Annotated in this window: 7 protein-coding genes and 4 rRNA genes; all 11 read left to right on the forward strand. The window is 48.4% G+C overall.

Translation table 11 applies throughout. The features are described 5' to 3' along the window. Nucleotides 1–220 precede the first annotated feature (220 nt). The 11 genes from MHI27_RS00055 to MHI27_RS00105 all read left to right on the forward strand — a co-directional run bounded on the left by MHI27_RS00055 (nt 221) and on the right by MHI27_RS00105 (nt 15,935). Nucleotides 221–3,149 (forward strand): 23S ribosomal RNA (locus MHI27_RS00055). 128 nt (nt 3,150–3,277) lie between these two features. Further along, nucleotides 3,278–3,394 (forward strand): 5S ribosomal RNA (rrf, locus tag MHI27_RS00060). A gap of 155 nt (nt 3,395–3,549) precedes the next feature. Then, complete coding sequence (locus tag MHI27_RS00065) at nt 3,550–5,172, forward strand: ABC transporter substrate-binding protein (protein WP_405175342.1); 1,623 nt, start codon at nt 3,550–3,552, stop codon at nt 5,170–5,172. After that, nucleotides 5,169–6,158: an ABC transporter permease gene (locus MHI27_RS00070; protein ID WP_405175343.1), complete on the forward strand. Its 990-nt coding sequence runs from the start codon at nt 5,169–5,171 to the stop codon at nt 6,156–6,158. The genes MHI27_RS00065 and MHI27_RS00070 overlap by 4 nt, the downstream gene beginning before the upstream one ends. Continuing rightward, nucleotides 6,155–7,021, forward strand: a complete 867-nt coding sequence (locus tag MHI27_RS00075) for an ABC transporter permease (protein ID WP_405175344.1) — start codon at nt 6,155–6,157, stop codon at nt 7,019–7,021. Before MHI27_RS00070 ends, MHI27_RS00075 begins: the two co-directional genes overlap by 4 nt. Beyond that, entirely contained in the window at nt 7,018–7,785 is a 768-nt protein-coding gene (locus tag MHI27_RS00080; protein ID WP_231573369.1) for an ABC transporter ATP-binding protein, read from the forward strand. The genes MHI27_RS00075 and MHI27_RS00080 overlap by 4 nt, the downstream gene beginning before the upstream one ends. After that, nucleotides 7,776–8,549 carry an ABC transporter ATP-binding protein gene (locus tag MHI27_RS00085; RefSeq protein WP_076287055.1) on the forward strand — a complete coding sequence of 258 codons (774 nt, stop codon included), beginning with the start codon at nt 7,776–7,778 and terminating at the stop codon, nt 8,547–8,549. The genes MHI27_RS00080 and MHI27_RS00085 overlap by 10 nt, the downstream gene beginning before the upstream one ends. Continuing rightward, nucleotides 8,546–9,604, forward strand: a complete 1,059-nt coding sequence (locus MHI27_RS00090; RefSeq protein ID WP_339799600.1) for an aminotransferase class V-fold PLP-dependent enzyme — start codon at nt 8,546–8,548, stop codon at nt 9,602–9,604. The genes MHI27_RS00085 and MHI27_RS00090 overlap by 4 nt, the downstream gene beginning before the upstream one ends. Nucleotides 9,605–9,606: 2 nt before the next feature. Beyond that, the gene (locus MHI27_RS00095) at nt 9,607–10,758 is read left to right on the forward strand and encodes an amidohydrolase family protein (protein ID WP_405175345.1); all 1,152 of its coding nucleotides are present in this window, start codon (nt 9,607–9,609) and stop codon (nt 10,756–10,758) included. Nucleotides 10,759–11,183: 425 nt separating this feature from the next. Then, nucleotides 11,184–12,741 (forward strand): 16S ribosomal RNA (locus MHI27_RS00100). Between the two features lie 265 nt (nt 12,742–13,006). Further along, a 23S ribosomal RNA gene (locus MHI27_RS00105) occupies nt 13,007–15,935 on the forward strand. The 16S and 23S rRNA genes sit together here, the layout of an rRNA operon. Nucleotides 15,936–15,960: the final 25 nt, after the last annotated feature.

The following is a 15,960-nucleotide window of genomic DNA, read 5'->3' on the forward strand; positions in this document are numbered from 1 at the left end:
ATGAAGACATTCAAATCGGAAGCTAAGCTTCCACAACTCACTCGTTGCTCAGTTTTGAGAGTTTAAGCTCTCAGTAAGACTTGATCCTTGAAAACTGGATACCGAAACGAATTTGCGTTTTAGAACATCTTTTAGCTAAAACTTGTGTAAACAAGTACGTTAGTTATTAGCTGGAAGCGAAGATTTTCAATTGTGCGAACAAGCGAAACATCGGAGCGAAGGTTAAGCTAATAAGAGCACACGGAGGATGCCTAGGCGCCAGGAGCCGACGAAGGACGTGGCGAACAACGAAACTGCCTCGGGGAGCTGTAAGCAAGCTTTGATCCGGGGGTGTCCGAATGGGGAAACCCAGCTGTGGTAATTCGCAGTTACTCATCTCTGAACACATAGGAGATGTAGAGGCAGACCAGGGGAACTGAAACATCTAAGTACCCTGAGGAAGAGAAAACAATAGTGATTCCGTCAGTAGCGGCGAGCGAACGCGGAACAGCCTAAACCTAAGAGCTTGCTCTTAGGGGTTGTGGGACGTCTCACATGGAGTTACAAAGGAATATGGTAGGTGAAGAGGTCTGGAAAGGCCCGCGATAGAGGTAAAAGCCCTGTAACCTAAACTGTGTTCTCTCCGAGACGGATCCCGAGTAGTGCGGGGCACGTGAAACCCCGTATGAATCCAGCAGGACCATCTGCTAAGGCTAAATACTACCTGGCGACCGATAGTGAAACAGTACCGTGAGGGAAAGGTGAAAAGCACCCCGGAAGGGGAGTGAAATAGAACCTGAAACCGTGTGCTTACAAAAAGTCAGAGCCCTATTAATGGGTGATGGCGTGCCTTTTGTAGAATGAACCGGCGAGTTACGTTTAACATGCAAGGTTAAGTCGAGAAGACGGAGCCGCAGCGAAAGCGAGTCTGAATAGGGCGATTTAGTATGTGGACGTAGACCCGAAACCGTGTGATCTACCCCTGTCCAGGGTGAAGGTGCGGTAACACGCACTGGAGGCCCGAACCCACGCATGTTGAAAAATGCGGGGATGAGGTGGGGGTAGCGGAGAAATTCCAATCGAACTCGGAGATAGCTGGTTCTCCCCGAAATAGCTTTAGGGCTAGCCTCGGTATAAGAGTAGTGGAGGTAGAGCACTGATTGGGTGCGGGGTCCGCAAGGATTACCAAGCTCAGTCAAACTCCGAATGCCATATACTTATTGCCGGGAGTCAGACAGTGAGTGCTAAGATCCATTGTCAAAAGGGAAACAGCCCAGACCATCAGCTAAGGTCCCCAAGTGTGTGTTAAGTGGGAAAGGATGTGGAGTTGCACAGACAACCAGGATGTTGGCTTAGAAGCAGCCACCATTGAAAGAGTGCGTAATAGCTCACTGGTCGAGTGACTCTGCGCCGAAAATGTAACGGGGCTAAACACACCACCGAAGCTATGGCTAGATACGTATGTATCTGGGGTAGGGGAGCGTTGTATGTGGGTTGAAGGTGTACCGTAAGGAGCGCTGGACAGCATACAAGTGAGAATGCCGGTATGAGTAACGAAAAGATCAGTGAGAATCTGATCCGCCGAAAGCCCAAGGTTTCCTGAGGAAGGCTCGTCCGCTCAGGGTAAGTCGGGACCTAAGGCGAGGCCGAAAGGCGTAGTCGAAGGACAACAGTTTGAAATTACTGTACCACCGTAATCCGCTATGAGCGATGGGGTGACGCAGGAGGGTAGTGACGCGGACTGATGGATATGTCCGTCTAAGCAGTGAGGCTGGTGTGTAGGCAAATCCGCACATCGTTAAGGCTGGGCTGTGATGGGGAGCGAAAATTATAGTAGCGAAGGTCATGATCTCACACTGCCAAGAAAAGCCTCTAGCCAGGAGAAGGTGCCCGTACCGCAAACCGACACAGGTAGGCGAGAAGAGAATTCTAAGGCGCGCGGAAGAACTCTCGTTAAGGAACTCGGCAAAATGACCCCGTAACTTCGGGAGAAGGGGTGCCCCGGTAGTGTGAATAGCACGAGGGGGCCGCAGTGAAAAGGCCCAAGCGACTGTTTAGCAAAAACACAGGTCTGTGCGAAGCCGCAAGGCGAAGTATACGGGCTGACGCCTGCCCGGTGCTGGAAGGTTAAGGGGAGTGGTTAGGGGTAACCCGAAGCTATGAACCGAAGCCCCAGTAAACGGCGGCCGTAACTATAACGGTCCTAAGGTAGCGAAATTCCTTGTCAGGTAAATTCTGACCCGCACGAATGGCGTAACGACTTGGGCGCTGTCTCAACGAGAGATCCGGTGAAATTTTAATACCTGTGAAGATGCAGGTTACCCGCGACAAGACGGAAAGACCCCATGGAGCTTTACTGCAGCTTGATATTGAATTTGGGTACGATCTGTACAGGATAGGTGGGAGCCGTAGAAATCGGAGCGCAAGCTTCGGTGGAGGCGCCGTTGGGATACCACCCTGATCGTATCTAGGTTCTAACCTAGTACCCTTACCGGGTACGGGGACCGTGTCAGGCGGGCAGTTTGACTGGGGCGGTCGCCTCCTAAAGAGTAACGGAGGCGTTCCAAGGTTCCCTCAGAATGGTTGGAAATCATTCGAAGAGTGCAAAGGCATAAGGGAGCTTGACTGCGAGACCTACAAGTCGAGCAGGGACGAAAGTCGGACTTAGTGATCCGGTGGTACCGCATGGAAGGGCCATCGCTCAACGGATAAAAGCTACCCTGGGGATAACAGGCTTATCTCCCCCAAGAGTCCACATCGACGGGGAGGTTTGGCACCTCGATGTCGGCTCATCGCATCCTGGGGCTGAAGTAGGTCCCAAGGGTTGGGCTGTTCGCCCATTAAAGCGGTACGCGAGCTGGGTTCAGAACGTCGTGAGACAGTTCGGTCCCTATCTGTCGTGGGCGCAGGAAATTTGAGAGGAGCTGTCCTTAGTACGAGAGGACCGGGATGGACGTACCGCTGGTGCACCAGTTGTTTCGCCAGAAGCATGGCTGGGTAGCTACGTACGGACGGGATAAGCGCTGAAAGCATCTAAGCGTGAAGCCCCCCTCAAGATGAGATTTCCCAATTAGTAAGACCCCTTGAAGACGACGAGGTAGATAGGTTGGAGGTGGAAGTGCAGTAATGCATGGAGCTGACCAATACTAATCGGTCGAGGGCTTATCCTATACTTAATACGCAAATTCAATTCGGATTCAGTTTTCAGGCATCAAGCCTGTAACACGCTAAGAAATTCATTCTCACTTCTGGTGATGAACGAAATTTCACGCGGCAGCGTCTGTTTCACAGACGCATGTTTGGTGGCGATAGCGGAGGGGTTCCACGCGTACCCATCCCGAACACGACCGTTAAGCCCTCCAGCGCCGATGGTACTTGGACCGAAGGGTCCTGGGAGAGTAGGACGTTGCCAAGCACGCAAGACCACTGTTGAGTAATCGACAGTGGTCTTTTTGTTGTATTTATTTACTTAAAGGGTTGGTACGATTTAAATTTTGTTTGACAGACTACAGCGTTTAACCCATAATACAATTCATACTAAACATATAAGAATTATAGGGGGAGCGGATTATGTCATATTTTAATGTATCTGTTAAGAAACCGGTTCTGTTGGGGGCAATAGCAGTTTTGCTATTGATGGTAATTGCAGGATGCTCGGGATCTAATAATAAGGCTGCTTCAAATAAAGATGCGCAGGAAAGTGCGAGTCCAGCAACAGCAACTCAGAGTCCTCAAACAGCTGAGCCTGCAGTAGGAGGAACCTTCGTCTATGGTCGGCCTGCTTCTGTAACCTCGCTAGATTTGCATAATCAGATTACGTCCAACAATGCTTTTGCTATCGACAAAGTATTTGAATCGTTAATTGCTTTTGACAGCAAGGGCGAAATTGTAGATTGGCTTGCGAAGTCACATAGTATCAGTGAGGATGGCCTGACGTATACTTTTGAACTTCGCGACGGCTTAAAGTTTTCAAACGGTACGGATGTGACTGCAGAAGATGCTGTATTCTCCCTTGAGCGGCACTTGAAGGTTGGCGGCCCGCTGGCAATATCGGCAAAGGTCGGCACAATTAAGGCGCAGGATAACAAAACGCTTGTTATTACACTTAAAGAGCCTTATACACCATTTATCTCAGAGCTATCCAATTTCTCAAATGGCATCTTGCCTAACAATTTTGGTGGAGTTTCCGAAGAAGAATTCTTTAAGAAGCCCATCGGAACGGGACCCTTTGTGGTTGAATCATGGGATACAGCGGGTGATCTGACCTTCACTAAGAACAAATTCTACTGGCAAGAAGGTAAACCATATATTGATAAGCTAGTTTATAAGTTGATTGAGGACGATAGCCAAGCAATCAACCAGCTGAAGGCAGGGGAAGTTAATGCCATTGAATCTTTAGCGCTGCAAAATGCCAATGAGATCAAAGATGGAGCTGACACAAAAGTAATTACTAACGGCAGTTGGGTGACAGAGCAATTGTTCTTTAATACGCTGGATGAACATTTCTCGGATGTGCATGTTCGCCGCGCTCTCGCTCTGGCGCTTGATCGTGAAGGCTTGACCAAAGCATTAACGTTTGGTTATGCACAAACGGCAAACTCATTACTGCCAACAACGATTCCTTATAACTCCAATGATACAATCAAGGCTCTGAACTTCAATGTTGAGGCAGCCAAGGAGGAGCTAGCTAAATCTGCCTTCCCTAATGGATTCACTACCAAATTACTTGTAGCCTCCGGCAACAGTACAAGAGCACAAGAAGCACAAATTATCCAGGCAGCGGGTCAAACAATCGGGATTACAATTGAGATTGAATCGATTGAGCTTGCTACTTTCCGTGAACGTTTCTTTGCATATGATTTTGCGGCTATGCTTAATAGCGGTCAAGCGGATTCCCCGGAAGCGAACTCGATCATTGCTTTTCAAACTGATCCGGAAGGCTTCAGCAAATCATATTGGACGCATTATACGAATGATGAAGTAACGAAGCTGTTATATGAGGGCCAAAAAACCGCGGATGGCGATGCTCGCGCGCAAATCTATACTAAGCTGCTGCAGACACTTGCTGATGAAGTGCCGTATATTCCGCTTTATTATCCAGATGTTTTGAAAGGTATTCGTTCTTCAGTCGATGGCCTTGTTGTTCTACCTAACGGCAGCGCCCGTTTCGAAGATGTCCGCATCAGCCAATGACGAATCTTAAGCAGGTGTTAAATCAACCTAGAGGAAGCAAGGACTCTTACAACTGGTTTGTGATATCACTTATAAAGGCGCTGGCAGTGATCTGCTGCGTAATGATAGCAGTCTTTTTCATCATCCGAATTGTGCCTGGAGATCCAGCTAAAATGATATTGGGAGAATACAGTACCCCTGAGGCGCTCAAGAGTATGCATCATACTCTTGGGCTGGACCTTCCTTTATGGGAGCAGTTCATGCGATTTCTGAAGACGCTATTTACTCAGGGGGATACTGGAAACTCCATTGTTATGGGTACATCAACAAGAGAGTTGATTATGCAACGGGCCCCTGTCACTTTGTTGCTCATAGTAATGGCGTGTGTGTTGGCGATTTTCGTATCACTTCTGCTTGCTACAGTAGCAGCTACGCATAAGGATAAACTGCTGGATCATTTAATACGTATTTTTCCTACAATAACTTTGGGTATGCCAATCTTCTGGGTTGGCTTACTTTTAATTTTGCTCTTTAGTGTCCGTCTTGGCTGGTTCCCCGTTGGGGGAGTAAGTGAAGGGTGGGTTGGAACTTTGCACAGTCTTGCCCTTCCGGCAATCACCGTTGCTTTCTCACAGATTCCTACGCTGGTCCGTTCGTTAAGAGCACAGATGCTTGAAGTTTTAGAATCGGATTTTGTAGTTACACTTAAGGCTGCCGGAATACCAAGCAGGGTTATTTTATTTAAACATGTGCTGCGCAATTCGGCACTTCCAACATTGATGCTGATGGGTGTGAATATTTCTTATCTAATCGGCGGTACATTGGTCGTTGAACAGGTGTTTGGAATAAAGGGAATTGGCAGCTTGTTATTCACTTCAATTTCGAAACGGGACTTTCCGGTTATTCAAGGAATAGCGCTTTACTGTGCGCTAGCTGTTGTGATCATCAGTCTCTTGATTGAAATCATTTCTTGGTGGCTTGATCCCAGAACGAAGGGAAAACAATGAAAACGATAAGACTAGAACCACGATTGTATGAGGCTGGCAAAATGACTAGCAGCTTAAAACGAATATGGAATACCCCTTCACTTCTAGTGGGATTGATTATGTTTGCAGCTCTTATTCTCTTGACTGTGTTCATACCGTATATAAGTCCCTATGATCCCTCCGAGCAAAATTTGAGCGCCTTTCTGCAGCCTCCGTCGGCTGAACACTGGCTAGGAACCGATCAGCTGGGACGTGATCTGTTTACTAGATTGATTTATGCAGCGAGGACTGATTTAAAAATCATGGTCTTGGCAGAAATCATTCCCTTTTGCATAGGTGTGTTCCTAGGAATGCTAGCAGGATATTACGGCAAATGGATTGATACAGTTATTACGCTGCTGTCAGATACGTTGATCGCTTTTCCTTTTTATCTAATCGTCATTATCGTTGCTTTTGCCAGTGGAGCAGGAGAACGAGGCATTTATATTACTTTTATCCTTGTAGGTTGGATTGTTTTTGCCCGTGTAGTGAGAGGTCTTAGCGCATCTTTTCGCAATCAGGAATGGGTGGCATCCGCTCAAACCTTAGGGCTACCCGGAGTGAAAATTATTTTGCGTCATTTGCTGCCCAATGTGCTTCCGCAAGCTGTGGTCGTTCTTATGACAGACATGATTGGATTGCTTGTTGCCATTGTTACACTGGGGTATCTTGGGATCGGTATTACACCGCCAACTCCAGACTGGGGAACTATGATCTCGGATGGACAGCCCTTCATCACTACAGCTTGGTGGCTCTCAGCTGTCCCAGGATTTGCAGTGGTGTATACCGGAATAGCTTTGTCGCTCCTAGGTGATGGTTTGGCAGACATATGGAGGAAAAAATGATGTCTATACAACCCATTTTAGAAATAAACGCACTATCGCTGGCAGCGAAGTCAAAAGAGAGATTAGTCAACAATGTTAGCTTTTCGCTGAGCAAAGGGGAGAGTCTAGGATTAGTAGGTGAGTCGGGTTCAGGAAAATCGCTTACGCTGCGTGCAATTCTGGGACTACTTCCAAATGGTGTTGAACAGACAGGTGGCACCATTAAGAGTGACGTAAGCAGTGCGATGGTGTTTCAAGACCCAAGAGGTGCACTTGATCCACTCTGTATGGTTGTCAATCAGCTGGCTGAAGTCGTGTATTACAGACAGAAAGTTAGTCGAAAGGCTTCGCGAATGATTGCGCTGGAGCTACTCGAAAGACTTGGTCTCCCTGATTCTTTAAAGAAAAAGGATCGATATCCGAGTCAGCTGTCAGGCGGTCAGTGTCAACGGGTAGTCATCGCTTTAGCACTGGCGTGCAAGCCAGGTATTCTTCTCTGTGATGAGCCGACAACGGCGCTGGATGTCACGGTTCAACGACAAATTATTGAAACGATCACGAACCTCCAGCAGGAGTTGGGATTTGCTATGGTTTTTGTAACGCATAATCTCGCGATTGCAGCCAACTTGTGCTCACGCCTATGTGTAATGAAACAAGGGCAGATTGTTGAGCATGGCGCTACTCTTGATATTTTGCAAAATCCATCCGACCCTTACACACAGATGCTCATTGATTCGGTGCTTCCTTTGCCAGAGCTTGAAGGGAGTAGAGACTCATGGAACTAGCCTTGCAAATTAAAGATTTAACTGTTCACTATGGCGGATTTACTGCACTGGATTGTATCAATCTGAATCTTGAGCAGCACACCACTCTTGGACTAGTTGGAGAATCTGGCTCAGGGAAATCTACACTGGCGCGAGTAATTGCTGGACTGATTGCTCCGCATGAGGGGAAGATCCTGTTAGGTACCCAAGAATTAAAAAAGAAAAGAAGCCGTGAGCAGCGTAAAATAATCCAGATGATCTTCCAAAATCCTGATGCATCGCTGAATCCAAAGCATTCGATTAGGCAAATTCTTTCCGAGCCCTTATTGTTTCATAAAATTGTGGGACGTACGGACGTTGAGCAAAGATGTAAAGAGCTTTTGAACCAGGTTCATTTGGAGCAAAAGGCTTTAGATAAATTCCCGCATGAATTTTCTGGTGGTCAGCGGCAACGGATAGCGATCGCTCGCGCATTAAGCGTTGAACCAAATATCCTGATCGCCGATGAACCTACAAGCGCGCTGGATGTATCTGTGCAGCTTAGTGTACTCGAACTGTTCAATACGCTGAAAGCTGAGCTTAATCTCACCATGCTTTTTATTTCCCATGATCTAGGAGTTATCAATGCAATTAGCGATACGGTAGCAGTTATGCGGCAAGGAAAGCTCGTGGAGCAGAGTCCGAAGGATCAATTCTTCATCCGGCCTAAACATGAATATAGTTACGAGCTGTTGTCGGCGGTTCCTAAAATGCCAAAATCAAGTACATCAGGAGGTTTCTTATGAGCCCAGAATATAATGTACATGTGCCACTTTCAGTGGATGAGTACAATAAGCTTACACAATTGATTTCTACTATCTTGTTTACTGAGCACCCACCAGTTATCATCCCAGCTGAGGCAATTCTGGGGATCGAGGCAGTGGCTGCAGGAATAGCCGCGCCTGGTCGAACCATTGTAAATATAGTAACAGGTCCCTATGGAAGTCTATTTGGAAAGTGGCTTGAACGGGGAGGAGCAACGGTTATTGAAGTAAAGGTTCCTTTTGATGAAGTGGTCACTGGCGACCAAGTTGCTTCCGCAATTAAAGAGTTTAGCCCTTGTGCCCTTTCCTTTGTTCAGGCTGAAGTAGTTACAGGTGGTTCTAATCCGGCTAAAGAAATATTTAAGATTGCAAAGGAGTTCAATCTCATTACTGTGACGGACTCAGTTTCTGCGGTTGGGGGAGAGGCGTTACTGGTCGATGAATGGGGAGTTGATTTTGCTGTGATAGGCGCACAAAAAGCCTTGGCTGGACCTAACGGTGTTAGCGCCGTCAGTATTTCACCACGTGGCTGGCAATTTCTTGAGTCTAATAAAAATGCACCGCGTAACTCCATTCTGTCCTTGCTGGATCTCAAACCTTCGCTGGATGGCACTGCGCCGCTACGGGTTGCTCCAAATATCCCTACTTTAGAGGCTCGAGCTCTGATCCTGGCCTTGACACGAATTGAAGAAGAGGGATTGGAGCAAATCATTCAGCGTCATGAAAGGGCTGCAGCTGCTACATTAGCTGGTATAGAATCCTTGGGGCTTGAGCCTTGGCAAAAGGACAGCAGACATTATTCTACACTGACTACAACGGTTCGGATTGCTGGAAAGCAAGATTTGCAGATCGAAAAACCTATAGGCATTGTGGCTCCAGGAGACGGAGAATTATTTGGCCATCTTTTGCGGATCAATCATTTCGGAACAAATGCTGCTCGGAAAAGTGTGGAGGAAGCCATATCAACGCTTGCTGAGTTATTGAAACAAGACCCTGATCAGGCATTACATGCTGTTCGGCTGGCTTGGGGGGAATGAAGATGATCCATAAGCATCCAGAGCTGCATACATTCAAGGATATTCATATAGCAGGCATCGAAGGTAAACGATTTGATGTTGTGATCAAGGATGGCTATTTTTCATCTATTACTGAAGCGGAGTCGCAACAAAATAATTCAACTCCTACAGCCACAGAACTATGGATAAGTCCTGGTATAATTGATCTTCATACGCATCTTGCTTGGACAGACTTTGATCATGCGGACCAATTGAAGCGCGACTCCCAGCAGATCGAAGCCATGCAGGGGCAAGCGTTTGAGGCTACTCTAAGGACGGGTGTAACGACTGTACGGGATGCAGGCGGAATTCTGCCCAGCACAGTGCAGCATCTTGTTCAGCAATATCAGCAGCCTTTAAGAGTGCATACCAGCAGCGATATGCTTGGAGCAGCAGATGCCCGTGGACTTAAGCATTTGGAACAACGGATGGCGCAAATCTTTGCTACAGGAGCGGGCTGGGTAAAAATCATGGCCACAGGCGGTCTTGGGGCGCCCACCGAAAAAGTCGTAGATCCGATCTTTTCCGAAGAAGAGTTCGCCTTCATTGTTCGTAATGCACATGCTCATGATAAGAAGGTACTGGTTCATACCTGGGGTGGAGTGACGATAGACTGGTCCATTGGGGCCGGCGTGGAATCTATAGAGCATGGGATGTTTCTAACTGAAGATCAGGCAGGGAGACTTGCTAATTCGGAGGTAGCTTTTGTACCTACTACATCCATCTATCGCATTGCCGCAGATCCGAAAGGGGTTCTAGCGTTGAACCCGATCATTTGCGAACGAGCAGCCCGCGCTGCTGAATCGCATTCCAAAGCCATTAATTATGCAAAAAGAGAAGGCGTTCGTATTGGATTCGGTACAGATTATGCTACACCCTTATTACATGGTTATAACCTTCAAGAGCTGGATACGTTGATTGATTATGGCTTAACTCGCAGAGAAGCGTGGCAGTCTGCTACTAAAAGCGCTGCTGACATTCTAGGGAGCGGTAACGAGCTGGGGCAGATTGCAGAAGGTTTTATTGCAGATGCTGTTGTTTTCAATGTCGATCCATACCAGGCGTATAATGCAGAGATACTTCGAAACAGTATCGTTTCCGTAATTACTGGAGCGAAGGAAGCGGAATTAATTTAGATTCGTCTAAGCTATCTTCTAAAAACAACTGATATCTTTTACAGTTGTTTTTCTTTTATATTATGGAATGTATATAAGGCAACAGTATATAAAGATAGAGTGTATTCATTAATACATGATTTATGGTATTTAATCTTTCTAAAAAAAGTGTTGCAATGAATCTCTATACATGATATATTCTATTTCTGGCCGAGAAACACACATGCCGAGCTCGAAAAAGAAGTTAAAAAAAGAGCTTGACATTAAACGGCTGAACATGATATAGTATAAGAGTTGCTGCTGAGACATTAAACGGCGCCAACGAGAACTTGATCTTTGAAAACTGAACAACGAGTGAGTAGGAAATCACGAAAGTGATATCCAAAATTAGAGAATTAATTTTCTCGTCAGATGTTTCAAAATGAGCATATCGCTCTTTTCAATACTAATTGGAGAGTTTGATCCTGGCTCAGGACGAACGCTGGCGGCGTGCCTAATACATGCAAGTCGAGCGGAGTTACTTTGAAAGCTTGCTTTCAAAGTAACTTAGCGGCGGACGGGTGAGTAACACGTAGGCAACCTGCCCCTTAGACTGGGATAACTACCGGAAACGGTAGCTAATACCGGATAATTTCTTTTTTCTCCTGAAGAAAGAATGAAAGACGGAGCAATCTGTCACTGAGGGATGGGCCTGCGGCGCATTAGCTAGTTGGTGGGGTAACGGCCCACCAAGGCGACGATGCGTAGCCGACCTGAGAGGGTGAACGGCCACACTGGGACTGAGACACGGCCCAGACTCCTACGGGAGGCAGCAGTAGGGAATCTTCCGCAATGGACGAAAGTCTGACGGAGCAACGCCGCGTGAGTGATGAAGGTTTTCGGATCGTAAAGCTCTGTTGCCAGGGAAGAACGTCCGGTAGAGTAACTGCTATCGGAGTGACGGTACCTGAGAAGAAAGCCCCGGCTAACTACGTGCCAGCAGCCGCGGTAATACGTAGGGGGCAAGCGTTGTCCGGAATTATTGGGCGTAAAGCGCGCGCAGGCGGTCATTTAAGTCTGGTGTTTAAACCTTGGGCTCAACCTGAGGTCGCACTGGAAACTGGGTGACTTGAGTACAGAAGAGGAAAGTGGAATTCCACGTGTAGCGGTGAAATGCGTAGATATGTGGAGGAACACCAGTGGCGAAGGCGACTTTCTGGGCTGTAACTGACGCTGAGGCGCGAAAGCGTGGGGAGCAAACAGGATTAGATACCCTGGTAGTCCACGCCGTAAACGATGAGTGCTAGGTGTTAGGGGTTTCGATACCCTTGGTGCCGAAGTTAACACAGTAAGCACTCCGCCTGGGGAGTACGGTCGCAAGACTGAAACTCAAAGGAATTGACGGGGACCCGCACAAGCAGTGGAGTATGTGGTTTAATTCGAAGCAACGCGAAGAACCTTACCAGGTCTTGACATCCCTCTGAATCCACTAGAGATAGTGGCGGCCTTCGGGACAGAGGAGACAGGTGGTGCATGGTTGTCGTCAGCTCGTGTCGTGAGATGTTGGGTTAAGTCCCGCAACGAGCGCAACCCTTAACTTTAGTTGCCAGCAGGTAAGGCTGGGCACTCTAGAGTGACTGCCGGTGACAAACCGGAGGAAGGTGGGGATGACGTCAAATCATCATGCCCCTTATGACCTGGGCTACACACGTACTACAATGGCCGGTACAACGGGAAGCGAAACCGCGAGGTGAAGCCAATCCCATCAAAGCCGGTCTCAGTTCGGATTGCAGGCTGCAACTCGCCTGCATGAAGTCGGAATTGCTAGTAATCGCGGATCAGCATGCCGCGGTGAATACGTTCCCGGGTCTTGTACACACCGCCCGTCACACCACGAGAGTTTACAACACCCGAAGTCGGTGGGGTAACCCGCAAGGGAGCCAGCCGCCGAAGGTGGGGTAGATGATTGGGGTGAAGTCGTAACAAGGTAGCCGTATCGGAAGGTGCGGCTGGATCACCTCCTTTCTATGGAGAATCGTCTTCTGCAATGAAGACATTCAAATCGGAAGTTAAACTTCCAAATTTCAGGTTTAGGCCTGTTACTCACTCGTTGCTCAGTTTTGAGAGTTTAAGCTCTCAAGTAAGACTTGATCCTTGAAAACTGGATACCGAAACGAATTTGCGTTTTAGAACATCTTTTAGCTAAAACTTGTGTAAACAAGTAAATGTTATTAGTGAGATGATTCCAAAAGAAATGTCATTGTATGATATTTTCCTGCGGAAAAATCATGGTTAAGCTAATAAGAGCACACGGAGGATGCCTAGGCGCCAGGAGCCGACGAAGGACGTGGCGAACAACGAAACTGCCTCGGGGAGCTGTAAGCAAGCTTTGATCCGGGGGTGTCCGAATGGGGAAACCCAGCTGTGGTAATTCGCAGTTACTCATCTCTGAACACATAGGAGATGTAGAGGCAGACCAGGGGAACTGAAACATCTAAGTACCCTGAGGAAGAGAAAACAATAGTGATTCCGTCAGTAGCGGCGAGCGAACGCGGAACAGCCTAAACCTAAGAGCTTGCTCTTAGGGGTTGTGGGACGTCTCACATGGAGTTACAAAGGAATATGGTAGGTGAAGAGGTCTGGAAAGGCCCGCGATAGAGGTAAAAGCCCTGTAACCTAAACTGTGTTCTCTCCGAGACGGATCCCGAGTAGTGCGGGGCACGTGAAACCCCGTATGAATCCAGCAGGACCATCTGCTAAGGCTAAATACTACCTGGCGACCGATAGTGAAACAGTACCGTGAGGGAAAGGTGAAAAGCACCCCGGAAGGGGAGTGAAATAGAACCTGAAACCGTGTGCTTACAAAAAGTCAGAGCCCTATTAATGGGTGATGGCGTGCCTTTTGTAGAATGAACCGGCGAGTTACGTTTAACATGCAAGGTTAAGTCGAGAAGACGGAGCCGCAGCGAAAGCGAGTCTGAATAGGGCGATTTAGTATGTGGACGTAGACCCGAAACCGTGTGATCTACCCCTGTCCAGGGTGAAGGTGCGGTAACACGCACTGGAGGCCCGAACCCACGCATGTTGAAAAATGCGGGGATGAGGTGGGGGTAGCGGAGAAATTCCAATCGAACTCGGAGATAGCTGGTTCTCCCCGAAATAGCTTTAGGGCTAGCCTCGGTATAAGAGTAGTGGAGGTAGAGCACTGATTGGGTGCGGGGTCCGCAAGGATTACCAAGCTCAGTCAAACTCCGAATGCCATATACTTATTGCCGGGAGTCAGACAGTGAGTGCTAAGATCCATTGTCAAAAGGGAAACAGCCCAGACCATCAGCTAAGGTCCCCAAGTGTGTGTTAAGTGGGAAAGGATGTGGAGTTGCACAGACAACCAGGATGTTGGCTTAGAAGCAGCCACCATTGAAAGAGTGCGTAATAGCTCACTGGTCGAGTGACTCTGCGCCGAAAATGTAACGGGGCTAAACACACCACCGAAGCTATGGCTAGATACGTATGTATCTGGGGTAGGGGAGCGTTGTATGTGGGTTGAAGGTGTACCGTAAGGAGCGCTGGACAGCATACAAGTGAGAATGCCGGTATGAGTAACGAAAAGATCAGTGAGAATCTGATCCGCCGAAAGCCCAAGGTTTCCTGAGGAAGGCTCGTCCGCTCAGGGTAAGTCGGGACCTAAGGCGAGGCCGAAAGGCGTAGTCGAAGGACAACAGTTTGAAATTACTGTACCACCGTAATCCGCTATGAGCGATGGGGTGACGCAGGAGGGTAGTGACGCGGACTGATGGATATGTCCGTCTAAGCAGTGAGGCTGGTGTGTAGGCAAATCCGCACATCGTTAAGGCTGGGCTGTGATGGGGAGCGAAAATTACAGTAGCGAAGGTCATGATCTCACACTGCCAAGAAAAGCCTCTAGCCAGGAGAAGGTGCCCGTACCGCAAACCGACACAGGTAGGCGAGAAGAGAATTCTAAGGCGCGCGGAAGAACTCTCGTTAAGGAACTCGGCAAAATGACCCCGTAACTTCGGGAGAAGGGGTGCCCCGGTAGTGTGAATAGCACGAGGGGGCCGCAGTGAAAAGGCCCAAGCGACTGTTTAGCAAAAACACAGGTCTGTGCGAAGCCGCAAGGCGAAGTATACGGGCTGACGCCTGCCCGGTGCTGGAAGGTTAAGGGGAGTGGTTAGGGGTAACCCGAAGCTATGAACCGAAGCCCCAGTAAACGGCGGCCGTAACTATAACGGTCCTAAGGTAGCGAAATTCCTTGTCAGGTAAATTCTGACCCGCACGAATGGCGTAACGACTTGGGCGCTGTCTCAACGAGAGATCCGGTGAAATTTTAATACCTGTGAAGATGCAGGTTACCCGCGACAAGACGGAAAGACCCCATGGAGCTTTACTGCAGCTTGATATTGAATTTGGGTACGATCTGTACAGGATAGGTGGGAGCCGTAGAAATCGGAGCGCAAGCTTCGGTGGAGGCGCCGTTGGGATACCACCCTGATCGTATCTAGGTTCTAACCTAGTACCCTTACCGGGTACGGGGACCGTGTCAGGCGGGCAGTTTGACTGGGGCGGTCGCCTCCTAAAGAGTAACGGAGGCGTTCCAAGGTTCCCTCAGAATGGTTGGAAATCATTCGAAGAGTGCAAAGGCATAAGGGAGCTTGACTGCGAGACCTACAAGTCGAGCAGGGACGAAAGTCGGACTTAGTGATCCGGTGGTACCGCATGGAAGGGCCATCGCTCAACGGATAAAAGCTACCCTGGGGATAACAGGCTTATCTCCCCCAAGAGTCCACATCGACGGGGAGGTTTGGCACCTCGATGTCGGCTCATCGCATCCTGGGGCTGAAGTAGGTCCCAAGGGTTGGGCTGTTCGCCCATTAAAGCGGTACGCGAGCTGGGTTCAGAACGTCGTGAGACAGTTCGGTCCCTATCTGTCGTGGGCGCAGGAAATTTGAGAGGAGCTGTCCTTAGTACGAGAGGACCGGGATGGACGTACCGCTGGTGCACCAGTTGTTTCGCCAGAAGCATGGCTGGGTAGCTACGTACGGACGGGATAAGCGCTGAAAGCATCTAAGCGTGAAGCCCCCCTCAAGATGAGATTTCCCAATTAGTAAGACCCCTTGAAGACGACGAGGTAGATAGGTTGGAGGTGGAAGTGCAGTAATGCATGGAGCTGACCAATACTAATCGGTCGAGGGCTTATCCTATACTTAAAATGCAAATTCAATTCGG

Source organism: Paenibacillus sp. FSL H8-0261 (assembly GCF_045040645.1).
In the GTDB taxonomy this organism is placed as follows: Bacteria; Bacillota; Bacilli; order Paenibacillales; family Paenibacillaceae; genus Paenibacillus_AQ.

Bases quoted from the DNA above. Each gene is read 5' to 3' on its own strand.
- MHI27_RS00095 (WP_405175345.1), top strand. From the start codon at position 9,607: ATGATCCATAAGCATCCAGAGCTGCATACATTCAAGGATATTCATATA.
- MHI27_RS00075 (WP_405175344.1), top strand. From the start codon at position 6,155: ATGAAAACGATAAGACTAGAACCACGATTGTATGAGGCTGGCAAAATG.
- MHI27_RS00085 (WP_076287055.1), top strand. From the start codon at position 7,776: ATGGAACTAGCCTTGCAAATTAAAGATTTAACTGTTCACTATGGCGGA.
- MHI27_RS00080 (WP_231573369.1), top strand. From the start codon at position 7,018: ATGATGTCTATACAACCCATTTTAGAAATAAACGCACTATCGCTGGCA.
- MHI27_RS00070 (WP_405175343.1), top strand. From the start codon at position 5,169: ATGACGAATCTTAAGCAGGTGTTAAATCAACCTAGAGGAAGCAAGGAC.
- MHI27_RS00090 (WP_339799600.1), top strand. From the start codon at position 8,546: ATGAGCCCAGAATATAATGTACATGTGCCACTTTCAGTGGATGAGTAC.
- MHI27_RS00065 (WP_405175342.1), top strand. From the start codon at position 3,550: ATGTCATATTTTAATGTATCTGTTAAGAAACCGGTTCTGTTGGGGGCA.